Below are 20,667 nucleotides of genomic sequence, written 5' to 3' on the forward strand. Positions count from 1 at the left end.
TGAAAGGGGTCAATGCTGAGGCGGCGAGTGGAGAGCGCATCGAGCACCTCTTTTATATCGTCGGTGTTTGAGTGCGGCGAGATTAAGTCCGGCCTTCGACGATGGCCACTGAGATTAAGGGCGGGAAAATATACGTTGGTATATCGATGAGATCTGATCCGGTTTTTTTGCTGGCAGGTGCGGCTGTAATGCCACCTGATTCCCGAGCCAGAATACGGCGGGTGTTCATCGATAGCGCGTTCACCTCTGGACCCTGTGGGAGCGAGCCTGCTCGCGATGGCGTCGGCACAGCCAACCTCCTTGCCGACTGACAGGCCGCTATCGCGAGCAGGCTCGCTCCCACAGGGGTTGTGAGGTGGCTGCTTGCTGTGTATTTCTTTCAGGAGCGCTTATGACGAAGATGGCAATTTTTCTGGGTGGTTTCCTGGCGTTGACCCTGTTGATTGGTGTGCTTGCGACGATTCCGCCGGTGTAGGAATCGCTTTTGTGGCGAGGGGATAAATCCCCTCGCCACAGGGTTTCTCATGACTACCGATGCAAAATCACCTGGGCAATCTCCTGCAACCCCATCACCCGCTGTGCGGCGTTGAGTTTGATGGCTTCCTTGGGCATGCCGAAGACTACGCAGCTGGCTTCGTCCTGGGCTACGGTGGCGCTGCCGGCGTCGAGCATTTCCTTCAGGCCGCGGGCGCCGTCGTCGCCCATGCCGGTCATGATGATGCCGGTGGCGTTGCGGCCGGCGAACTTGGCCACTGAGCGGAACAGCACGTCCACCGACGGGCGATGGCGATTGACCAGCGGCCCGTCCACCACCTGCACGTGGTAGAACGCGCCGCTGCGGGTCACCATCATGTGTTTGCCGCCGGGGGCGATGAGGGCCAGACCCGGGTGGATACGGTCGTTGTTGCGCGCTTCGCGGACTTCGATCTGGCACAGGCTGTTGAGTCGGGCGGCGAACGAGGCGGTGAATTTCTCCGGCATGTGCTGGACGATGACGATGCCCGGGCACACCCGCGGCAGAGCGGTCAGCACCGCTTCGAGGGCCTGGGTGCCACCGGTTGAGGTTCCCAGGGCGACGATGCGTTCGGTGGTCTGCGCCATGGCGTGGCCGTTCGCGGCGGGCAACATGGCATCGGCGCTGAGTTTGGTGGCCGGTGCCAGTGGCGCGGGGCGCTTGCCCAGGTTGCGGACATTGACCTGGGCGGCGCCCCTGATCGCCGCCACCAGTTCCGGTGCCGATTCCAGCAAGAAATTCTTCAGCCCGCTGGTGGGCTTGGTGATGATTTCCACTGCCCCGGCAGCCATCGCCTGCAAGGTGGTTTCCGCGCCTCTGGGAGTCAGGGACGAGCAGATCACCACCGGGGTCGGCCGCTCGCTCATGATCTTCTTCAGGAAAGTGATGCCGTCCATGCGAGGCATTTCCACGTCCAGCACGATCACATCCGGCCACTCCCGGGCCAGCTTGTCCATGGCGAAAATCGGGTCGGAAGCCGCGCCCATGACGTGGATGTCCGGGGTGTCACTGAGAATCGCCAGCAGTACCTGGCGAACCACGGCAGAGTCGTCCACCAGCAATACATTGATCTTTTTTGACATGGTTAATGCCGTGTCCTTATCGGTTGGTGCCTGACCCACACGTCGCCGCTGCACAGGTCGAAGATGATGCTCCGGTAGCCGGTGCTGCCCATGTCCTGGGCAATCAGGTCCAGGCGATAGAGGGCGGCCATTTCCAGCGCCGCATTGACGTTCAGCCGCGCAACGTCGCCGAAGGGCACATGCCGTTGCAGCTCGGGGAACATCTCGCCGCCGCCGAACAGCTTGAGCTGGTATTCCTCGGGTTCAGTGTGATGGGCCCGCGCCTTGCGGATAAACAGTTCGATGGCTTCGTCGGCGTACAGGCCGTTGAGGGCCGTGGAGCAGCGTACGCGGCTGGGCAGCATGAAATGGCACATGCCGCCGATCCGCTGCTCTGGATGCCACAGGGTGATTGCCACGCAGGAGCCGAGGATGGTGCGCAGCCGGGTCGGGCACGTGGCGAAGCGGAACTCGCCTGGCGCCAGGTAGACCTCGGCCACCTCCCTCGTCGCGGGTTGCAGGGCGGCTCTCATGGTTTGCGATAAATCGATGGCATCACCATTTTCAACGCATCGGACACGCCGTTGAGGCTTTCCGAATGGCTTACGATGAAATACCCGCCGGACTTGAGCCGGGGGATCAATCGGGCAACCACTTTGCTTTTGGTGGGTTGGTCGAAATAGATCATGACGTTGCGCAGGAAAATCACATCGAACTCCCCCAACTCCGGCAGGGTGTCATTGAGGTTGACCTGGACGAAGTTGACGCGATTGCGCAACGCTCGGTCGATCAGGAACGTGCCTTGCTGGCTGCCGGTGCCCTTGAGGCAGTATTTCACCAACAGCGGCTGGGGCAGGGTGCGGGCGCGCTCCATGGGGTAATGCCCGGAGCGCGCCTTGGCCAGCACTTGGGTGCTGATGTCGGAACCGATGACTTCCCAAGGCGTGGTGCCCAGCCCTTCGGCCAGTGTCATCGCCAGGCTGTAAGGTTCTTCTCCCGACGAGCTGGCCGCGCTCCAGAGGCGAAAGGTCTTGCCCGGTACGGCGTGGGGCAGCACGTGCTGGCGCAGGAAATCGAAGTGCTTGGGTTCGCGGAAAAAGTAGGTTTCATTGGTGGTCAAAAGGTCCAGCGCTACCTGCAATTCGTCGGTGCGCTGGCCGTTCATGATCAACTTGAAATACTCGCCGTAGCTGCCCAGCTCATAGTGCTTGAGGCGCTTGAACAAACGCCCGGCCACCAGGGCTTTCTTGGCGTCGGACAGGTTGATGCCGGCGGCCTTGTACAGCCAGGATTGAAATTGGCTGAACTCTCGGTCACTGAGCGCCAGTGAGTTCACGGTGCGTTCCTTGCAGGTGTCGGTGTTCACTGGCTTTCAAACTCCAGCGCGGTGGGGCTGGCTTCGGCCAGTTGGGACATTTCGTCGATGGACAACACACGGCCCACCTCCAGCACGATCACGAACTTGCCTTCAACCTTGGCCATGCCGCTGATGAAGTCGGCACGGATCTTCGCCCCGAAACTCGGTGGTGGTTCGATCTGCGAGGCCGGGATTTCCAGCACCGCCGATACCGTGTCCACCAGCAGACCGATGTCCTGGGCGTGGCCGTCTTCGCTGTTGGCCTCGATGATCACCACGCACGAGCGCCGGGTGATCGACGAGTTCTGCCGGCCGAAACGGGCCGACAGGTCCACCACCGGCACGACCGCACCGCGCAGGTTGATCACCCCACGGACGAAGGCCGGCATCATCGGTACCACGGTCAGGTTGCCGTATTCGATGATTTCCTTGATGCAGAGGATGCCGATGGCAAACATCTCCGTGCCCAGCATGAATGTCAGGTATTGCGCTTCTTCCTCGACCGCGATGGCGGTTTGACGGGTGGTCGCGATGGCGCCCATGGCTTTTCTCCTTATAAGCGAGCCTGTAGAAGCGGACCGTCAGAACCGGGTGAACTCGGATTCGTCCGGCGCGCTGGCCATGTTGTAGGCAAACGCCTTGGGCAACGTGGTCACCGAGGCCCGGGCCGGCTTGCGAAGGGACGACCCGGGTGTGTGGTCGACCTTCACCGGCAGGCTGGCCGACTTGGGCGGCGTGTCCAGGGTGAAGAAACTCATGGCCTGTTGCAGTTGTTCGGCCTGGCTGCTCATTTCCTCGGCGGTGGCGGCCAGTTCTTCACTGCTGGAGGCGTTCTGCTGGGTCACCTGGTTGAGCTGGGTCATGGCCGTGTTGATCTGCGCCACGCCGGCGGCTTGCTCTTCGGAAGCGGCGCTGATTTCCTGCACCAGGTCTGAGGTCTTGTTGATCGACGGCACCATCTCATCGAGCAGGTTGCCGGCCTTCTCGGCCATGTCGACGCTGCTGGAAGACAGTTCGCCGATTTCCTGGGCCGCAACCTGGCTGCGTTCGGCCAGCTTGCGCACTTCGGCGGCAACGACGGCGAAGCCTTTGCCATGCTCGCCGGCACGAGCGGCTTCAATGGCGGCGTTGAGCGCGAGCAGGTTGGTCTGGTAGGCGATGTCGTCGATGATGCTGATGCGCTGGGCGATTTTCTTCATCGCCACCACGGTCTGCTGCACCGATTCGCCACCGTCGGTGGCTTCCTTGGCAGCCTTGCTGGCCATGCCGTCGGTGACCTTGGCGTTCTCGGTGTTCTGGTTGATGCTGGCACTCATCTGCTCGATGGAGGCGCTGGTCTCCTCGACGCTGGCCGCCTGTTCGCTGGTGGCCTGGCTCATGGACTGCGCGGTGGCGCTGACCTCTTCGGAGGCGCTGGCCAGGTTGTCCGCCGCGTTGCGCACTTCACCGATGATGTGGGACAGCTTGCCCACCATGTTCTGCATGGCGTTGAGCACCATACCGGTTTCGTCCCTGGAACCGGCTTCGATTTTTGCGTTCAGGTTGCCTTCGGCCAGTTGTTCGGCCACCGAAGCCGCTTGTTTCAAGGGGCGGGAAATAACCCGGGAGATGAACAGCGCCAGGCCCAGGCCGATCAGCAGGGCGGCAGCCAGCACGGCGATGATCGACAGGCGCGATTTTTCAAACAGCGCCGTGCCGCGTTCGCTGGCCGCGCCGGCACCGGTATCGTTGAGTTCGACCAGTTTTTGCAGGTCACTGGTCACCAGCTCGAATCGGCGCCGGGACTCGCCCTTGAGCAGCGCATGGGCCTGGTCGGTGAGGTTTTGCCGGGACAGTGCCATCAGGTCTTTGCTGATCGCCAGATAGGCGGCCCAATCATCGCGGGTTGTCTCGAACAGTTGACGGTCTTCGGCGTTGGAAAGCAGTTTTTCGTAGGTCGCCAGACGGGTCTCGAAACCTTTCCTGGCTTCTTCCGCTTCTTGTTCGATTGTGGTGCGCTCCTGCTCGGAATCAGCGGTGATATGGCGGTTTTCCTTGAGGCGATAGTTCGCGCCGTAGAAACGCATGCCGGACGCCGCGCGCATCGACGGCATCCAGTTTTCGCGGATTTCGGTGGTGGTGCCGTTCACCTCGCCCAGCTGGATGATCGAAAACACCCCCATAACCGCGGTCAGGGCCAGCACCACAAGAAATGACGTGATCAGTTTGGTGGCGATTCTAAGATCGTAGAACCATTTCATTGGGAAATACCTCTCCATGGAGTTGCTAAAGCGTCAGCGAGCGTTGGCTTGTGATAATGGGGTAGGGGTGTAGCGGTTTTCTGTCTGGGCGATCTGGGCGAGCAGCGCCGGCACGTCGAGAATCAGCGCCACGGCGCCGCTGCCGAGAATGGTCGAGCCACTGATCCCGCGCAGGGCGCCGAACAACTTGCCCAGGGGCTTGATGACGGTCTGGAATTCACCCAGCAAGTCATCCACCACCAGTCCGGCCTTGAGTTCGGCATAGCGCACAACCACCACGTTCTGCCGGCGTGCGGCCCGGCCTTCGTGATTGAAGTGATCGCGCAGGTACACCAGGGGCAGCACCTCGCCGCGCAGGTCCAGGTAACCCTGTTCGCGGCTGGCGGTGCCGTCGTCTTCGCTCAGCTCGATGCATTCCTGGACCATATCCAGCGGAATGACATAGGTGGACTGGTCGATGCCCACCAGGAAGCCATTGATGATCGCCAGGGTCAGCGGCAAGCGGATCCGCACCACGGTGCCCTGGCCCGGTTGGCTGTCCAGGTCCACGGTGCCGCGCAGCAGGGTGATGTTGCGCTTGACCACGTCCATGCCCACTCCGCGTCCCGACAGGCTGGTGACGGCCTGGGCGGTGGAGAAGCCGGGTTCGAAAATCAGGTTGTAGATCTCCTGGTCGGTCGGGCTGGCGCCGGGGGCGACCAGGCCACGTTCCTGGGCTTTTTCCAGGATCCGGTCACGGTTCAGGCCGGCGCCATCGTCGGCGATTTCCAGCACGATGCTGCCCGAGTCGTGATAGGCGTTGAGGTGCAGATGCCCCTTGGCCGGCTTGCCGGCGGCCAGCCGCGCGTCGGCGGTCTCGATGCCGTGGTCCATGGCGTTGCGCAGCAAGTGCATGAGCGGGTCACCGATCTTCTCCACCACGGTCTTGTCCAGTTCGGTTTCCGCGCCGCTGATGATCAGGTCGATGTCCTTGCCCAGTTCCTGGCTGACATCGCGCACCACCCGGCGGAACCGGTTGAAGGTTTCACCGATGGGGATCATGCGCAGGCGCAAGGCGCCGTCGAGGATTTCCTCCACCAGCCCGGACACCGTCGAAGTGGCTTCCTGCAGCGTGTCATCGTGGCAGTTGCGGGCCAGCAGGCTGGTGCCGGCGCTGGCGATGACCAGTTCACCCACCAGATTGATCAATTCGTCGAGCTTGTCGGCGTTGACCCGCACGTAGGCGCCGTCCTTGGCCTTGTTTTCACTGCTGGCCGGTGATCCGTCAGCCGGGAGTCGGCCTGACGTTCGCGGCGTCTTGCGCTGGTCCGCCAGCAGTTCGCCGGTGGTGACCAGCGCGGTACTTTCGGCGCTGGGTTCCTGGGCGGTGGCAACCAGTCCGGTGTTCGCCCGCTCATCAACGGCCACGATCTCGATCAGGCAGTCTTCCCGGACGAAATCGAAGACTTCGTTGATGGCTCCGTGGCTGGCGGCCGAGCGGAAATCGATGTCGAATCCCAGGTAGCAGGATTCGGCGTCAAAGGCTTCGACGCTGGGCAACGCTTCTGTCTGCGTGTCGAGGTGGACGATTTCACCGAGGGTCTGCAGATAGCGCAGGAATGACAGGGGGTCCATGCCGTTGCGGAACACGTCCTGGCCGAAACGCAGGCTGATGTGCCAGAGACGCGTTTCGGACGACTCCTGCGTTGTGGTTTCAGCCGCCGCTGCCGTGGCGTCATCGGACGGGGGCGCCTGGTACTCCTGCAGCACCTGGCACAGCTCCATCTCCCGTTTCAGGGCCGGCGGCGTCAGCGTCCCGCCCTGGTTGGCCACCACGTTGATCAGTTCCAGCATGTGATCGCTGGACTTGAGCAGCACCGCGATGAGGCCGGTGTCCACCTCGACGCTGCCGTTGCGCAGGCGATCGAGTACATCTTCGACGATGTGGGTGAAGCTGACGATCGGCTCCAGGCCGAACAGCCCGGCCGAGCCCTTGATGGTGTGGGCCGCGCGGAAGATCGCACCGATGGCGTCATCGTCGGCCGGGTCGTTTTCCAGTTGCAGCAGGGATTCTTCCATCGCCTGCAACTGTTCCCGTGCCTCGACGATGAACGTCTGTTGTGCCTGGTCGAGATTGATGCTCACGCTCATATCCTTTGTCGTGTCGGGCGCTAGGCCAGCAGGTTGCACAGCTCGAGTGTTTCGCTGACGGTCTTGCTGCGCGCGGTCAGGGTCAGTTGGGTACCGGCCTTCGGTGCTTCGCGCAGGGCAATCAGCAGCAGTTGCAGGCCGGCGCCGTCCATTTCGGTCACCTGCGACAGGTCCAGCTCCATCTGCGGCGTGTTGCCCAGGCAGGGCAGCAATTGCGCGGCGAGGTCGGCGGCGGTGTAGATCGTCAGCTCGCCGTCGATCTGCACTTGCGCGGTGTCACTTTGTGTTTCGTACAGCAGTGGCATCACAGCCTCCAGCCCTTTAAGGCAGAATCAGTTTGGACACCGCCGCCAGCATCTGCGCCGGCTGGAACGGCTTGACCACCCAGGCCTTGGCGCCTGCCGCCTGGCCTTCCTGCTTCTTCGATTCCTGGGATTCGGTGGTGAGCATGATGATCGGCGTGAATTTGTAACTCGCCAGCTTCTTGACCTCCTTGACGAAGGTGATGCCGTCCATGTTCGGCATGTTCACGTCGCTGATGATCAGGTGCACCTTCTGCCCGTTGAGCTTGCCCAGCGCATCCTTGCCATCGTTGGCCTCGATCACGTCGTAGCCGGCACTTTTCAACGCGATGCCGACAACCTGCCGAACGCTCGCGGAGTCGTCGACAACCAATACACTTTTAGCCATGAACGGCTCTCCTAAAAGAAGGTTATTTCCTGTGAAATTTGCTGCGCGCCCGAGTCGCCGTGGTGGTTGCGGCGTTGCTCGTCGGTGGCATAAGTGGTTTCCATGCGTGCCAGCCATTGGCGGGCATCGATGGACACTGCCTGGTCGGGCGACTGCTGGGCCTGCTGCATATGCACATGCAGGTCCTCGATGTTGTCGCGCACGTGGCTGAGGATCTGGCTGACCCGATCCTGGAATTGCAGGCTGACCAGCACCTCGGTGAGTTCATCGCGGATGCCGAAGCTTTCCTGTTGCAGCAGGTCCGCCGATTCGGCGAGCTGCCCGGTGACGCTTTTGAAACGCTCCAATACGCGCTGGATGCTGTCCTCGGACGTGGAGACCGATTGGCTGTCCTGATCGGCGCTACTGGAAGCGGCCTGGACCAGTTGGGTGATGGCGGTATTGATGATGTCGACCTTGGCCGACATCTGCTGGCCGGTCTCGCTGGACTTGCTCGACAGGCTGCGCACGGCGTCGGCCACCACCGCAAAACCGCGCCCGGCTTCACCGGCCCGGGCGGCTTCGATGGCGGCGTTGAGGGCCAGCAGGTTGGTCTGCGCGGCAATCGCGGCGACGTCGGCGGCCATGGTCCGCAACTCGCCGGTGTAGGCGGTGAGGTTACGCACCTGGGCCAGGGTTTCGTCGCGGCTGGCTTGGGTGGCTTTCAGGGAGTCGATCACCCGTACCAGTTCATTCTCGCTCTGGGCCAGCACCTGCACGGCGCCGCCACTGCTTTTCCCGGCCAGCTCACCGGCAGCCAGTTGCGAGGCTTGCACGGTTTCTTCCAGGCGCGACGAAATGCCGGTGAAGCGGCTGGTCAGCGAGACGATCGCGGTCTCGGTCTGCTGCCGGGAGCTTTCCACCTGCTTGGCCCAGATCGGCATGGCACCGAGGATGACTTCGTTGAGTTGTGCACTGGCTTTGTGGAGGGCGTGCTCGGCGCCTTGCAGGTCTTGCCGGGCGGTGGCGGCCAGCGCTTCGTCGAGCTGCCGACGTCGTGCCCGCGCGCCCCACAGGCCCGTACCGAGACCGAGGACCAGCAGCACTGCACTGAAACCGATGTTCTGTGCGTTCATCTCGTTGAGCATCAGCACGCCGATGGCGGCGACGACGGCAACGAGCACGGGACTCCAGAGAAGGCGAGGTGGGATTGAAGAAAAGGAATGACCGTGTGGGTACGACGTCATGGTTCGGTCCTTGAACAGTGTTGCTAACGGGTTATTGGCGAATAACTGGTTATCTGCGACCTCGGATTTGACTTGAAGACCAGTCGTCCGATTTCCGACTGTTGTAGGCAAAGGCCTACTCAGGGCGTGGCACTGTGCTACTTCAGATTAGCCACAGTCTGTGAAATGTCGAATCGGCCTGACGAAGGTAACTGCCAGCCTAGTGAACCTGTGGCGAGGGGATAAATCCCCTCGCCACAGGTATGGATTGCGCTAAATTACCGACACCTGAATTGTCGAACCTGCCATCAAGAGCTCCCATGCCGACCCAGCCGCTCTGGAAAATCTACCTCCTGTTCCTCACCCCCATGGTCCTGTCCAATTTCCTGCAGTCCATGTCCGGTACGCTCAACAGCATCTACATTGGCCAGATGCTTGGCACCGAGGCGCTGGCGGCGGTGTCGGGGATGTTTCCGATCCTGTTCTTCTTCATTGCGCTGGTGATTGGCCTGGGCGCGGGGGCCGGGGTGCTGATCGGGCAGGCCTACGGTGCGCGGGAAACCGGCACGGTGAAGGCGATTGCCGGCTCGACGTTGCTGCTGGGGGCGATCATCGGTCTGGTGGCGGCAGTGCTTGGCAGTATTTTTACCCGTCAGGCCCTGCAAGGCTTGGGCACGCCGGCCGATGTGCTGGAGGACGCCGTTGCCTATGCCCGGGTCATGATGTGGATTCTGCCGATATTGCTGGTGTTCGTCCTGTTTACCCAGTTGTTGCGCGGGGTCAGCGATACGCTGACGCCTTTGCTGGCGTTGCTGGTGTCCACCGGGGTCGGGATGCTGCTCACGCCAGCGTTGATTCGTGGTTGGCTGGGACTGCCGCAGATGGGCATCCAGAGCGCGGCACTGGCGGGGTTGCTGGGCACGGCGTCGGCCATGGTGTTGCTGGCGTGGCGCTTGAACCGTCGCGAGCATGCCCTGGCACCGGATCGGGCGTTGTTCGCGGCGATGCGCCTGGACCGGGAGATCCTCGCCAAAGTGCTGCGTATCGGCCTGCCGACGGGGTTGCAGATGGTGGTGATCTCGTTGTCGGAGCTGGTGATCCTGGCGCTGGTCAATCGCCACGGTTCCCAGGCCACGGCGGCCTATGGCGCGGTGACGCAGATCGTCAACTATGTGCAGTTCCCGGCATTGTCGATTGCCATCAGCGCTTCCATCCTCGGCGCCCAGGCCATTGGCGCCGGACGCCTGGAGCGCCTGGGGCCGATCCTGCGCACCGGGTTGCTGATCAACGTCTACCTGACGGGTGGACTGGTGTTGCTGGGGTACCTGTTGTCCCACTGGCTGTTGGGTTTGTTCATCACCGACCCGGCGGCACGGGTCAAGGCCGAACACCTGCTGCACATCATGCTCTGGAGCTTGCTGATATTCGGTTTCCAGGCCATCGTCGGTGGCATCATGCGCGCCAGCGGCACGGTGTTGATGCCGGTGGCGATCTCGATTTTCTGCATCGTCGGTGTACAGGTGCCGGCGGCTTACCTGCTCGACGCCCACTTCGGCCTGGAAGGGGTATGGATGGCGTTTCCCGTGGCGTACCTGAGCATGCTGTTGCTGCAGGTGCTGTATTACAAACGGGTCTGGCAGCATCAGTCGATCGAGCGGTTGGTGTAGATGATCGCCCCCAGACACCACAACCCTGTGGGAGCGGGCAAGCCCGCTCCCACAGGGGCCAATGTTTTGACTGTGAGAACCCGATGTCCGTAAAACACTCATCCACTGCCTACAAAGCCTTCCTCTTCGACATGGACGGCACCCTGCTGAACTCCATCGCCGCCGCCGAGCGGATCTGGACCCGTTGGGCACTGCGCCACGGCGTGGACGTGGCGACATTTCTGCCCACCATCCATGGCGTGAGGGCCATCGACACCATCGCTCGCCAGCATCTGCCGGGGGTGAATGCCCAGGCTGAGGCCGAGCAGATAACCCGTGAGGAAATCGAAGACGTCGAAGGCGTGGTGCCCGTGCCGGGGGTCGTGGCGTTCTTGAATGGCTTGCCAGCCGAGCGCTGGGCGATCGTCACCTCGGCCCCTATGGCACTGGCTTTGCGTCGGATGGAGGCCGCCGGCATTCCCCGTCCCGCCGTGATGGTCACCGCCGAAGACGTCAACGACGGCAAGCCCAACCCTGCCTGTTATCGACTGGCTGCCGAACGGCTGCGGGTGGCAGCGCAGGATTGTCTGGTGTTCGAGGATGCCGACGCCGGTATTCGGGCCGGCGAAGCGGCGGGAGCGGATGTGATGGTGGTGACGGCGACGCACGTGCATCCGGTGGACACGGTTCATCCGTCGATCGAGGATTACCTTGGGCTTGGCGTTGGATTGGATGCATCAGGACGGATGCGGCTGAACATCACTCTATAACCGCCGCAGACCCCTGTGGGAGCGGGCTTGCTCGCGAAAGCGGTGGTTCAGTCGCATTCATATTGAATGAGCCGACGCCTTCGCGAGCAAGCCCGCTCCCACCAAGCCCGCTTCCACAATGGCACAGTGGGTGCTTGCGAGAGGTCAGGTCACCACGCGATAGCACGGCACATAGGCCGCACCGCCCGGCAGTTTCATCCGGTGCTGGGCGACAAAGGCCTGGAGCAGGCGGTCGAGGGGTTCCATGATGGCGGGATCGCCGTGGATCTCGTAAGGGCCGTGTTCTTCGATCAGGCGGATTCCCTTGTCCTTGACGTTGCCGGCCACGATCCCGGAGAACGCACGGCGCAGGTTGGCGGCCAGCTCATGGGACGGCAGGTCGAGGCTCAAGCCCAGGCTGGCCATGTTGGCGTGGGTCGGATCGAACGGACGCTGGAAGCCTTCATCGATCTTCAGCAGCCAGTTGAAGTGGAAGGCGTCGTTGCGCTCGCGGCGGAACTGCTTCACTTCCTTGAGGCCCTGGGTCATCTGCCGTGCCACTTCGGCCGGGTCGTCGATGATGATCTGGTAATGCTTCTGGGCCGCTTCGCCGAGGGTTGCACCGACAAAGGCATGCAACTGATCGAAGTATGGCGCGGCGCTTTTCGGCCCGGTGAGGACGACCGGGAAGGGCAGGTCCTGGTTGGCCGGGTGCATCAGGATGCCCAGCAGGTACAGGAACTCCTCCGCGGTACCGGCCCCGCCCGGGAAGATGATGATGCCGTGACCGACCCGCACGAAGGCTTCCAGGCGCTTCTCGATGTCCGGCAGGATCACCAGCTCGTTGACGATCGGGTTCGGCGCCTCGGCGGCAATGATGCCCGGTTCGGTCAGGCCCAGGTAACGGCCGCCATGGATACGTTGCTTGGCATGGGCGATGGTGGCGCCTTTCATCGGACCTTTCATCACGCCGGGACCGCAGCCGGTGCAGATGTCCAGGCTGCGCAAGCCCAGTTCGTGGCCGACCTTCTTGGTGTACTTGTATTCTTCGGTGTTGATCGAGTGACCGCCCCAGCACACGACGATCTTCGGCTCTACGCCGGGACGCAAGGTGCGGGCGTTGCGCAGCAGGTGGAACACATAGTCGCTGATGCCCTGGGACGAACTCAGGTCGATGCGCTGGCTGTCCAGTTCGTTCTCGGTATAGACGATGTCGCGTAGGGCGCTGAACAGCATTTCCCGGGTGCTGGCGATCATCTCGCCGTCGACGAAGGCGTCGGCCGGCGCGTTCAGCAGTTCCAGGCGCACGCCGCGGTCCTGTTGATGAATGCGGATCTCGAAATCCTTGTAGGCTTCCAGGATGGTCTTGGCGTTGTCGACATGGGCGCCGGTATTGAGGATGGCCAGGGCGCACTGGCGGAACAGGGTATAGATGCTGCCGGAACCGGCTTCGCTCAGTTGCTGGACTTCGCGCTGGGACAGGGTCTCCAGGCTGCCTTTGGGGCTCACCGAAGCGTTGATTACATGTCTTTGAGTCATTCAGCTTTCCTTGAAAACGATGCCGTGCACACTGAGGCGGCATCTTGAAAAATACGTCCACGCAGAAAGATCGCACGATCCTTGCGGTATCGCCATGGACTTTGATCCGGATCCTTCGGGTCGGGTGCAACACAAAATGAGCCCCAGCATAGCTAAATCGGCCGGGCAGGCGATAATGCTCGACTCTTTTCGTGCCGTACAAGGAAATTGCACCGCGATGTTCGAGATCAAACCCTGGGATGCCGACCTCTACCAACAGCAGACCCGCCGCAGTACGCTGATCATCGCCGTGCTGTTCCTGGCCTTGGCGATGCTGTTGTCCAGCCTGGCCGTGATGGTGTTCGGCACGCCCGGGGGGGATAACTTTCGTTTCAACCTGGTCGGGGTGATTGTGGCGGTGCTGGTGATGGCCGCGCTGATGCGCCTGTATTTCTGGACGCAACCCTGGATGGCCGCGGCGGTGTACGGCTGGCAGCTCAAGCGCAACCTGATGCGCGTCACCAACGTCATGCATCGGGTAAAGGCCGGTGTGCAGGTCCAGGACCCGGTCGCCATGAAGCTACTGCGGTTCTATCACGTGGGACTGGAGCAGATGCATCGGCTGGACGCCAATTCCAGCGACCAGCGGGCGTTGGCGCGAGAAGCCGATGAACATGTGGAAAGGATGCAGGAGATGGGTCTGGATATCGGACAGTCGTGCCTGGATCCGGCGTGGATCGACGCGCTGAAAAGCACATATGCGCAGCGCTGATGGCTAAGAGGCGGTCGACGCCTCAGATAACGTTATAAACATTAAACGATAATGGCTATGGTTGTTTAAAGTGTCCGGGTACGCCATGTTCCTGTTCAGTGGGGCGTGTTCTTTTCTGCACTTGAATGTCACTTAATTGAGCGCTTTGGAGTTCACTGAAAGAAACTCTCAACAGGGCTTCGGCCTCGCTGACACTCAATGTCTCGCTGTCGGCTTCCATCACTCGGCTATCCGGTTGGCCGTTGGCGATAAAACTGACAATGAACCGCTCCTGATTGCTCATGCTTCACCTCGACTTATCCAGCACCAGGGCGCAGCAAGGCTGCGCCCCGGCGGGTCTCAGGAGTTACGACTTCCGGCCACCGCCGCTTTGGCCGCGTTCGTTGCCTTTGCTGCCGGCGCCAGAGCCTTTTTGACGGTCGTTGGTGTTGTTGCCGCCCGACGCCTGTCCGCCTTTCTTACCGGCTTCAGATGCTTTTTCACGATCATTTGCGAAGTTGCCTGGGTTTTTGTTTCCGCTGTTAGCCATTTCGAGAATCCTCATACTGGTTTAAGCGAGCAACGTGCCTCGCATTAAATGTGAAAGGTAAGCGGCGGGGGAAGTTTAATAAAAGCGTTGCGCTGGCGACGAATGGTCATTCCTGGTAATTATTAAAGCGCGCCTTGCCGCTTCGTTTCGTTGTTGTAAGGTATTGAACTCTTTTATACATGGAACAGCGGATGTCTTATTTTATTATTTACAGTTTCCCCTGTCGGAAAAATGACTTGACTGAAGTCGTTGGGGCCACCTGAGCGCCTAATCCTCGCCACCACTGACTTTCCAATGCTTGGCATCTGTAGGAAATACTACCTGTTCGACCCGGTGGGCGATGCCGAACGCCAGGGAATTTTCTGCCGGGATGACCCGTTCCTCGTTGCACAGGCATTTGAAGATATCCAACTGCGTGGCGGCCCCGGCGGTTTCCTTGACGTAGATCTCCACGTACCGCGCGACGTCGTTGTCCAAGCTGGACAGGTATTCGCGCAGCCGCGAGTGATCCACCGATTTCTGGCCGAAATACCAGTTCATGGGATGGATCAGGAAGCGTGAATGAGGGGTGGTGGTGCGGTCGCTGGCGGCCAGGTACATGACGATGCCCATCGACTCGATATTGCCGGCGTTGACTGCACGTACCGGCACCGGGAGGGACTTGATGAAGGTATAGAGGGTGAAACCGAAGTTGGTGCTGCCTCCGACCGTGGAGAGATTGAGCATCAGCGAGTCTGCGCCTTTCTCGATCGCTTCCAGGCAGTTGTCGCGAAAGCGTTCGGTGGTTCCCTGATCGATCTGGCAATGAAAATGGACAATGTGTTCGGACATCGAGGACTCCTGTCGATTTCACGCGTGAGGTGTTGCGGGATCGTACAGTTGGGAGTTCAGCGCTGGCTGGATGTTCCGGATGGGTGAGCCGTTGTTCGGGGTGTCAGGCACCGAACTTCGACTCGCACGCTTGTGTGGCTTGCATCACCCGTTGCAAAAACATCGCCAGCCCGGCTTCCTCTTCGCTGAGGCCTTTACGGGCCCGAGGCTTGGGCAGTTGCTTCAACGTGCCGAGCAGGAAACCTTCCAGTACCGCAGGATGAATGTAGCACTTGCGGCAAACGGACGGTGTGTTGCCCAGCTGCCGGGCGACCTGCTTGACCATCTCGGCGATGTGTTTTTTTGCCTCCGTCTCGGTTTCCCAGCGCAACGCCCGCAAGCCTGCCAGGGCCGCCGCGCTACCGGCCCAGGTGCGGTAATCCTTGGCGGTGAACTCGGCGCCGGTCAGGGTCTTGAGGTAGGCATTGATGTCCGAGGAACTGATGGCGTGGCGTTCGCCGTTTTCGTCCAGGTACTGGAACAGATTCTGCCCCGGCATTTCCTGGCAGCGCTTGATGATCCGCGCCAGGCGCCGGTCCTTCACGGTGATCTGGTGTTCGACGCCGCTCTTGCCACGGAACTGGAAGGCGATAGCACTTCCGTTGACCTCAACGTGTTTGCTGCGCAGGGTGGTCAGGCCGTAGGAGCGATTCTCCCGGGCATATTGGCTGTTGCCGACGCGGATCAGGGTCACGTCCAGCAAGGTGATGACGGTGGCCATGACTTTGTCGCGACTGAAGCCGGGGGTCGCGAGAATCGCCTCCAGGCGTTTGCGCAGGCGGGGCAGGGTGCGCCCGAATTCCAACATTCGCGAATACTTGTCGGCATCGCGCACCTCGCGCCAGCGCGCGTGGTAACGGTATTGCTTGCGCCCTCGGGCGTCCCGGCCGGTGGCCTGGAGATGGCCGCGCGGGTCGCTGCAGATCCACACATCAGTGTAGGCCGGCGGCACCGCCAGAGCATTGATGCGTTGGATTTCGGCCGCATCGGTGATGCGTTGGCCCTGAGGATCGAAGTAACAGAACTTGCCCCGCAGCTTCTTGCGGGTGATGCCCGGGCTGGTGTCATCAACATAATGCAGGTCGGCCGGCAATGCTTCCGGTGGTGAGGTGTCGGGCATGGAGAAATCCTTGGGCAGCGAATGCGGTGGCCTATGGATTGATTGACCTCGGCCGGTTGCGGTCGTGCCGAAATTCTGAAAACAGCCCTCCATCTGAGGGGAAGCCTCTGAACCTGTGTGGGAGCGGGCTTGCTCGCGAATGCGTCGGCACCTCCAGTATTAATGGTTGCTGACCCACCGCCTTCGCGAGCAAGCCCGCTCCCACAAGGGATGTCGAGGGATTGGCTGTTACGCCAACACCGCCACGGCCTTGATCTGCGCCCAGAGCATCTGCCCTGGATACAACGCCAACTGATCGCGGGAATAGCGGGTGATGCGTGCCAGCAGCGGCGTGCCGGCGGCTTCCAGTCGGATCAGCACGTGGGCGGCATTGTCGGCGGCCAGTTCGCCGGTCACCGTGACCGGCAAGCGATTGAGGATGCTGGTGTGGGCATCGTTCCCCAGGCTGAGGCTGACGTCCCGGGCCTGGACCTTGAAACGCAGCGACTGCCCGACGGCCAGCGGCGTATGGGCCACCCGCACGTGCAGTGAGCTACCAGGCAGTGTCAGGGTGAGCAACTGGTAGGCGGGGTCGTAATCGCTGACCGTGCCCTGGATCACCACGCCCGCGTCGTCCCCCTGGGCCAGCGGCAGGTCGAGTCGCGCCAGGGTTGCGCCAATCGGTCCGCTGGCCAACGCGCGTCCACCATCGAGCACCACAATGTGGTCGGCCAGGCGCGCCACTTCGTCCTGGGAATGACTGACGTACAGCACCGGGATGTCCAACTCGTCGTGGAGCCGTTGCAGGTAGGGCAGGATCTCGTTCTTGCGTCGGGTGTCGAGTGCGGCCAGCGGCTCATCCATCAATAACAGCCGCGGGCTGGTCAGCAGGGCGCGGGCGATGCCCACCCGCTGGCGCTCGCCGCCGGACAGGTTGTGGGGCCGGCGCTCGAGCAAGTGGCCGATGCCCAGCAGTTCGGTGGCCTGGTCCATGTCCACCCGCCGTTGCCCCGGGGCGATGCGCTTGAGACCGAATGCCAGGTTGGCCCGCACCGACAGATGACTGAACAGGCTCGCCTCCTGGAACACATACCCCAGCGCTCGTCGATGGGGCGGCACGAACACGCCGCGTTCGCTGTCCTGCCACACGTCGCCATTGATGCGTACCAAACCCTGCGGCGCGCGTTCCAGGCCTGCGATGCAGCGCAGGCAGGTGGTTTTGCCGGAGCCGGACGGACCGTACAGCGCCGTCACGCCGCGGCCCGGCAGTTGCACATCCAGGTCCAGGGAAAAACTGCCATGGTCGAGCTGCAAGCGCGCCTGAATCATCGATCAGCTCCAGGCTGTCCGGGTCCTGCGGCTGGAATACAGCGCCAGCAGCACAACGAATGAAAATACCAGCATCGCCGCCGCCAGCCAGTGGGCCTGGGCGTATTCCAGGGCTTCGACGTGGTCGTAGATCTGCACCGACACCACCCGGGTCTTGTCCGGGATATTGCCGCCGATCATCAGTACCACGCCGAACTCGCCGACAGTGTGGGCGAAGCCGAGAATGGCTGCGGTGATGAAGCCGGGGCTGGCCAAGGGCAGGATGACGCTGAAGAAGGTGTCCCAGGGACCGGCGCGCAAGGTGGCGGCGACCTCCAGGGGACGATTGCCAATGGCCGAGAACGCGTTTTGCAACGGCTGCACCACAAACGGCATGGAGTAAATCACCGAGCCGATCACCAACCCGGTGAAACTGAACGTGAGGGTGCCCAATCCGAGGGCCTGGGTCAGTTGGCCGATCCAGCCATTGGGGCCCAATGCCAGGAGCAGGTAGAAGCCGATCACCGTGGGTGGCAGCACCAGCGGCAGGGCCACCACCGCGCCCACCGGCCCACGCAACCAGGATCGGCTGCGCGACAGCCACAGGGCGATAGGTGTGCCGACGAGCAGCAGGATCACTGTCGTCAGCGAGGCGAGCTTCAGGGTCAGCCAGATCGCTGAATAATCGGCACTGGTCAGCGGCATTTAGCGTTGGTAACCGTAGGCTTGGATGATGGCGGCGGCTTTCGGGCCCTTGAGGTAGTCCATCAGGGCCTTGGCGGCAGGATTGTCGCGGCCTTTACCGAGGATCACCGCGTCCTGTTTGATCGGGTCATGCAGTTCGGCCGGGACGATCCATGCCGAACCGCCGGTGGGCTTGCCGTCCTTGTACACCTGGGACAGCGCCACGAAGCCAAGTTCGGCGTTGCCGGTGGAGACGAATTGATAGGCCTGGGTGATGTTCTGGCCTTCAACGATCTTGCCCTTGACCTGTGCGGCCAACCCCAATTTCTCCAGCACCTGGGTCGCGGCCAGGCCATAGGGCGCGGCCTTGGGGTTGGCGATGGACAGGTGCTGGAAACCGTTGTTCTTGAGCACCTGACCCTGGTCATCGACATAGCCGTCCTTGGCCGACCACAGCGCCAGCGTGCCGATGGCGTAGGTGAAGCGTGAGCCCTTGACGGTGTCGCCTTCGTTTTCCAGTTTGGCTGGGGTGGTGTCGTCGGCGGCGAGGAACACTTCGAAGGGCGCGCCATTCTTGATCTGGGTATAGAACTGCCCCGTTGCGCCATAGGCTGCCACCAGTTTGTGCCCGGTGTCCTTTTCGAAGTCGGCGGCAATGGCCTGGATCGGTGCGGTGAAATTGGCGGCCACGGCCACCTGCACTTCATCGGCCTGGGCTGCGCCGGCGATCAGGAAGGTGGACAGCAGCCATGGCGAGAAGCGGATGGGGCGCATTGAAGACTCCGTAGGGGGTGGGTTCGCTGTATACGGAAATATATAGCGAATGCCTGGCAAACGGAATGTGAGTTTTGCGCTGTTGCAGTTGGTATTGGTTGAATGTGCCGGCCTCATCGCGAGCAGGCTCGCTCCCACAAGGATTTGTGTTTGAAATAGATGCTGCTGAGATACCAGACCTCTGTGGGGAGCGGGCTTGCTCGCGATGAGGCCGGCACATCCAACGTGGAGAGTTACTGGCCCACCGCTTTCGCGAGCAAGCCCGCTCCCACAGGGTTATGTGGACGCTGTAAAGATCCTGTGGAGTCAAATCCCCTTGCCAAGCCTTGCCAATGCTTCATCGGCCAGGCGCCGGGTCAGTTCGCCGGCGGGCAACTCCCGGCCCATGGGAAACGCCTGGCCCGCCCAGAGGTTGCTGAAGTCGGCTTCATCCTTGGCCCGCAGTGGCATCAAGGCGCCGCCTGCCAGGGGGAATGCCGGTGCCAGCGGGCTCATCGGGCCGACTTCACGCATCACCCGGTTGACGATACCCCGGGCTGGTCGCCCGGTGAACAGGTTGGTCACGGCGGTCTGGCTTTCCCTGGCGGTGCGCAACGCCCGGTGATGGGATGCGCTGATCTTGGCCTCGGGTGTGAACAGGTACGCGCTGCCCAGTTGTACCGCCGATGCGCCCAGGGCAAACGCCGCGACGATCCCCCGCGCATCGCCGATGCCGCCGGTGGCGATTACCGGCACTTTCACCGCATCCACCACCTGGGGCAGCAAGGCAAACAGGCCCACCTGGGTGTTCAGATCGTCGCTGAGGAACATCCCACGATGGCCGCCGGCCTCGTAGCCCATGGCGATGATCGCATCGCAACCGCGTTGCTCCAGCCAGATGGCCTCCTCGACGGTGGTCGCCGATGAAAGGATCTTCGCCCCGGTGGCCTTTACCCGATCCAGCAGGGATTGCTCCGGCAGGCCGAAATGGAAGCTGACCACTTTTGGTCGCATCTCCTCCAGCACCTGGCAGGCCGCGTCATCGAATGGCGTGCGGTTTGATACCGGCGTCGGTGCCTCGAAGTCGGCCCCCAGTTCCTCATAGTAGGGCTTGAGCCGCTGCTTCCAGGCCTCGGCCCGCTGCTCGTCGAAGGCCGGTGGCCGATGGGAGAAAAAATTCACGTTGAACGGCTTGTCGGTCTGCTCGCTGATCGTCGTCAGCGCCTGGCGCAGTTGCTCGACATCCAGCATCGCTGCCGGCATCGAGCCCAGCCCGCCGGCGTTGCAAGTGGCGATCACCATGGCGGGGCCGGTCACCCCGGCCAGCGGCCCCTGGATGATGGGCAGCTCGATACCGAGCAGGTCGAGGATGCGAGTGTCTGGCCATTGACTCATATGCAGGGTGCTCCGGCAGGGCAAGAAACCCTGTTTGTAGCAGGTGTGACCCCGCTTGGGCCAGTCGAGTTTTTCAATCGAAGGCCAGCGCTTGATCCCCCGGGTGAGAGGATTACCATGCGTGCTTCACTTACCCAGGAGCCCTAG

Annotated in this window: 21 protein-coding genes; 3 read left to right on the top strand and 18 right to left on the bottom strand. The window is 61.9% G+C overall.

What is annotated here, in order from left to right:
• Window positions 1–528: 528 nt before the first annotated feature.
• Genes FBX99_RS17825 through FBX99_RS17865 form a run of 9 tightly spaced genes read right to left on the bottom strand, consistent with a single transcriptional unit; the run spans window position 529 to window position 9,218 of the window.
• The gene (locus FBX99_RS17825; protein ID WP_047700818.1) at window positions 529–1,596 is read right to left on the bottom strand and encodes a chemotaxis response regulator protein-glutamate methylesterase; all 1,068 of its coding nucleotides are present in this window, start codon (window positions 1,594–1,596) and stop codon (window positions 529–531) included.
• A 2-nt stretch (window positions 1,597–1,598) separates the two neighbouring features.
• Window positions 1,599–2,096: a chemoreceptor glutamine deamidase CheD gene (gene cheD / locus FBX99_RS17830; protein ID WP_144925617.1), complete on the bottom strand. Its 498-nt coding sequence runs from the start codon at window positions 2,094–2,096 to the stop codon at window positions 1,599–1,601.
• 8 nt (window positions 2,097–2,104) lie between these two features.
• Window positions 2,105–2,941, bottom strand: coding sequence for a protein-glutamate O-methyltransferase CheR (locus FBX99_RS17835; RefSeq protein ID WP_178111987.1), 837 nt, complete (start codon window positions 2,939–2,941; stop codon window positions 2,105–2,107).
• The gene (locus FBX99_RS17840; protein ID WP_144925422.1) at window positions 2,938–3,474 is read right to left on the bottom strand and encodes a chemotaxis protein CheW; all 537 of its coding nucleotides are present in this window, start codon (window positions 3,472–3,474) and stop codon (window positions 2,938–2,940) included. The genes FBX99_RS17835 and FBX99_RS17840 overlap by 4 nt, the downstream gene beginning before the upstream one ends.
• Before the next feature lie 39 nt (window positions 3,475–3,513).
• On the bottom strand, window positions 3,514–5,172 hold the full coding sequence (locus FBX99_RS17845) for a methyl-accepting chemotaxis protein (RefSeq protein WP_145132380.1): 1,659 nt from the start codon (window positions 5,170–5,172) through the stop codon (window positions 3,514–3,516).
• A gap of 33 nt (window positions 5,173–5,205) precedes the next feature.
• Complete coding sequence (locus tag FBX99_RS17850) at window positions 5,206–7,296, bottom strand: chemotaxis protein CheA (RefSeq protein WP_144925415.1); 2,091 nt, start codon at window positions 7,294–7,296, stop codon at window positions 5,206–5,208.
• A gap of 26 nt (window positions 7,297–7,322) precedes the next feature.
• Window positions 7,323–7,607 (bottom strand): lipid asymmetry maintenance protein MlaB, encoded by a 285-nt coding sequence (locus tag FBX99_RS17855; protein ID WP_144925412.1) that lies wholly within the window; start codon window positions 7,605–7,607, stop codon window positions 7,323–7,325.
• A 16-nt stretch (window positions 7,608–7,623) separates the two neighbouring features.
• Window positions 7,624–7,992: a response regulator gene (locus tag FBX99_RS17860; RefSeq protein ID WP_063320603.1), complete on the bottom strand. Its 369-nt coding sequence runs from the start codon at window positions 7,990–7,992 to the stop codon at window positions 7,624–7,626.
• A gap of 11 nt (window positions 7,993–8,003) precedes the next feature.
• Window positions 8,004–9,218 carry a methyl-accepting chemotaxis protein gene (locus tag FBX99_RS17865; RefSeq protein ID WP_144925410.1) on the bottom strand — a complete coding sequence of 405 codons (1,215 nt, stop codon included), beginning with the start codon at window positions 9,216–9,218 and terminating at the stop codon, window positions 8,004–8,006.
• A 299-nt stretch (window positions 9,219–9,517) separates the two neighbouring features.
• Between FBX99_RS17865 and FBX99_RS17870 the strand changes: the two genes are divergently transcribed.
• Both FBX99_RS17870 and FBX99_RS17875 read left to right on the top strand, forming a co-directional pair.
• Window positions 9,518–10,864 (top strand): MATE family efflux transporter, encoded by a 1,347-nt coding sequence (locus FBX99_RS17870; protein WP_145132382.1) that lies wholly within the window; start codon window positions 9,518–9,520, stop codon window positions 10,862–10,864.
• 83 nt (window positions 10,865–10,947) lie between these two features.
• The gene (locus tag FBX99_RS17875) at window positions 10,948–11,613 is read left to right on the top strand and encodes an HAD-IA family hydrolase (RefSeq protein ID WP_145132384.1); all 666 of its coding nucleotides are present in this window, start codon (window positions 10,948–10,950) and stop codon (window positions 11,611–11,613) included.
• Between the two features lie 144 nt (window positions 11,614–11,757).
• Here FBX99_RS17875 and ppnN read toward each other — a convergent pair whose 3' ends face one another.
• Window positions 11,758–13,131, bottom strand: a complete 1,374-nt coding sequence (gene ppnN, locus FBX99_RS17880) for a nucleotide 5'-monophosphate nucleosidase PpnN (RefSeq protein ID WP_024777331.1) — start codon at window positions 13,129–13,131, stop codon at window positions 11,758–11,760.
• Between the two features lie 217 nt (window positions 13,132–13,348).
• On the opposite strand from ppnN, the gene FBX99_RS17885 reads away from it, so the two are divergent.
• Window positions 13,349–13,882, top strand: coding sequence for a DUF3087 family protein (locus tag FBX99_RS17885; protein WP_144925401.1), 534 nt, complete (start codon window positions 13,349–13,351; stop codon window positions 13,880–13,882).
• A 55-nt stretch (window positions 13,883–13,937) separates the two neighbouring features.
• On the opposite strand, the gene FBX99_RS17890 is transcribed toward FBX99_RS17885, so the two are convergent.
• The 8 genes from FBX99_RS17890 to FBX99_RS17925 form a co-directional block, all read right to left on the bottom strand.
• On the bottom strand, window positions 13,938–14,165 hold the full coding sequence (locus tag FBX99_RS17890; protein WP_144925398.1) for a hypothetical protein: 228 nt from the start codon (window positions 14,163–14,165) through the stop codon (window positions 13,938–13,940).
• Window positions 14,166–14,228: 63 nt separating this feature from the next.
• A complete protein-coding gene (locus FBX99_RS17895) occupies window positions 14,229–14,411 on the bottom strand; it encodes a general stress protein (RefSeq protein ID WP_144925395.1) in 183 nt (60 codons plus the stop codon).
• A 267-nt stretch (window positions 14,412–14,678) separates the two neighbouring features.
• Window positions 14,679–15,242 carry an ATP-dependent Clp protease proteolytic subunit gene (locus FBX99_RS17900; protein WP_041024891.1) on the bottom strand — a complete coding sequence of 188 codons (564 nt, stop codon included), beginning with the start codon at window positions 15,240–15,242 and terminating at the stop codon, window positions 14,679–14,681.
• A 103-nt stretch (window positions 15,243–15,345) separates the two neighbouring features.
• Complete coding sequence (locus FBX99_RS17905) at window positions 15,346–16,401, bottom strand: DNA topoisomerase IB (RefSeq protein WP_145132386.1); 1,056 nt, start codon at window positions 16,399–16,401, stop codon at window positions 15,346–15,348.
• A 228-nt stretch (window positions 16,402–16,629) separates the two neighbouring features.
• Complete coding sequence (modC, locus tag FBX99_RS17910) at window positions 16,630–17,709, bottom strand: molybdenum ABC transporter ATP-binding protein (protein ID WP_145132388.1); 1,080 nt, start codon at window positions 17,707–17,709, stop codon at window positions 16,630–16,632.
• Window positions 17,710–17,712: 3 nt separating this feature from the next.
• Window positions 17,713–18,393, bottom strand: a complete 681-nt coding sequence (modB, locus tag FBX99_RS17915) for a molybdate ABC transporter permease subunit (RefSeq protein ID WP_145132390.1) — start codon at window positions 18,391–18,393, stop codon at window positions 17,713–17,715.
• Window positions 18,394–19,146, bottom strand: coding sequence for a molybdate ABC transporter substrate-binding protein (gene modA, locus FBX99_RS17920; protein WP_145132393.1), 753 nt, complete (start codon window positions 19,144–19,146; stop codon window positions 18,394–18,396).
• Between the two features lie 306 nt (window positions 19,147–19,452).
• Entirely contained in the window at window positions 19,453–20,520 is a 1,068-nt protein-coding gene (locus tag FBX99_RS17925) for a nitronate monooxygenase family protein (protein WP_144925374.1), read from the bottom strand.
• Window positions 20,521–20,667 lie beyond the last annotated feature (147 nt).

It is taken from the genome of Pseudomonas sp. SJZ074, from assembly GCF_007828215.1.
GTDB lineage: Bacteria > Pseudomonadota > Gammaproteobacteria > Pseudomonadales > Pseudomonadaceae > Aquipseudomonas.

What these genes read in the sequence shown, in the direction of transcription:
- FBX99_RS17825 (WP_047700818.1), bottom strand. Translation starts at nt 1,596, where the DNA reads ATGTCAAAAAAGATCAATGTATTGCTGGTGGACGACTCTGCCGTGGTT.
- FBX99_RS17840 (WP_144925422.1), bottom strand. Translation starts at nt 3,474, where the DNA reads ATGGGCGCCATCGCGACCACCCGTCAAACCGCCATCGCGGTCGAGGAA.
- FBX99_RS17845 (WP_145132380.1), bottom strand. Translation starts at nt 5,172, where the DNA reads ATGAAATGGTTCTACGATCTTAGAATCGCCACCAAACTGATCACGTCA.
- FBX99_RS17855 (WP_144925412.1), bottom strand. Translation starts at nt 7,607, where the DNA reads ATGCCACTGCTGTACGAAACACAAAGTGACACCGCGCAAGTGCAGATC.
- FBX99_RS17860 (WP_063320603.1), bottom strand. Translation starts at nt 7,992, where the DNA reads ATGGCTAAAAGTGTATTGGTTGTCGACGACTCCGCGAGCGTTCGGCAG.
- FBX99_RS17865 (WP_144925410.1), bottom strand. Translation starts at nt 9,218, where the DNA reads ATGACGTCGTACCCACACGGTCATTCCTTTTCTTCAATCCCACCTCGC.
- FBX99_RS17870 (WP_145132382.1), top strand. Translation starts at nt 9,518, where the DNA reads ATGCCGACCCAGCCGCTCTGGAAAATCTACCTCCTGTTCCTCACCCCC.
- FBX99_RS17875 (WP_145132384.1), top strand. Translation starts at nt 10,948, where the DNA reads ATGTCCGTAAAACACTCATCCACTGCCTACAAAGCCTTCCTCTTCGAC.
- ppnN (WP_024777331.1), bottom strand. Translation starts at nt 13,131, where the DNA reads ATGACTCAAAGACATGTAATCAACGCTTCGGTGAGCCCCAAAGGCAGC.
- FBX99_RS17885 (WP_144925401.1), top strand. Translation starts at nt 13,349, where the DNA reads ATGTTCGAGATCAAACCCTGGGATGCCGACCTCTACCAACAGCAGACC.
- FBX99_RS17890 (WP_144925398.1), bottom strand. Translation starts at nt 14,165, where the DNA reads ATGAGCAATCAGGAGCGGTTCATTGTCAGTTTTATCGCCAACGGCCAA.
- FBX99_RS17895 (WP_144925395.1), bottom strand. Translation starts at nt 14,411, where the DNA reads ATGGCTAACAGCGGAAACAAAAACCCAGGCAACTTCGCAAATGATCGT.
- FBX99_RS17900 (WP_041024891.1), bottom strand. Translation starts at nt 15,242, where the DNA reads ATGTCCGAACACATTGTCCATTTTCATTGCCAGATCGATCAGGGAACC.
- FBX99_RS17905 (WP_145132386.1), bottom strand. Translation starts at nt 16,401, where the DNA reads ATGCCCGACACCTCACCACCGGAAGCATTGCCGGCCGACCTGCATTAT.
- modC (WP_145132388.1), bottom strand. Translation starts at nt 17,709, where the DNA reads ATGATTCAGGCGCGCTTGCAGCTCGACCATGGCAGTTTTTCCCTGGAC.
- modB (WP_145132390.1), bottom strand. Translation starts at nt 18,393, where the DNA reads ATGCCGCTGACCAGTGCCGATTATTCAGCGATCTGGCTGACCCTGAAG.
- modA (WP_145132393.1), bottom strand. Translation starts at nt 19,146, where the DNA reads ATGCGCCCCATCCGCTTCTCGCCATGGCTGCTGTCCACCTTCCTGATC.
- FBX99_RS17925 (WP_144925374.1), bottom strand. Translation starts at nt 20,520, where the DNA reads ATGAGTCAATGGCCAGACACTCGCATCCTCGACCTGCTCGGTATCGAG.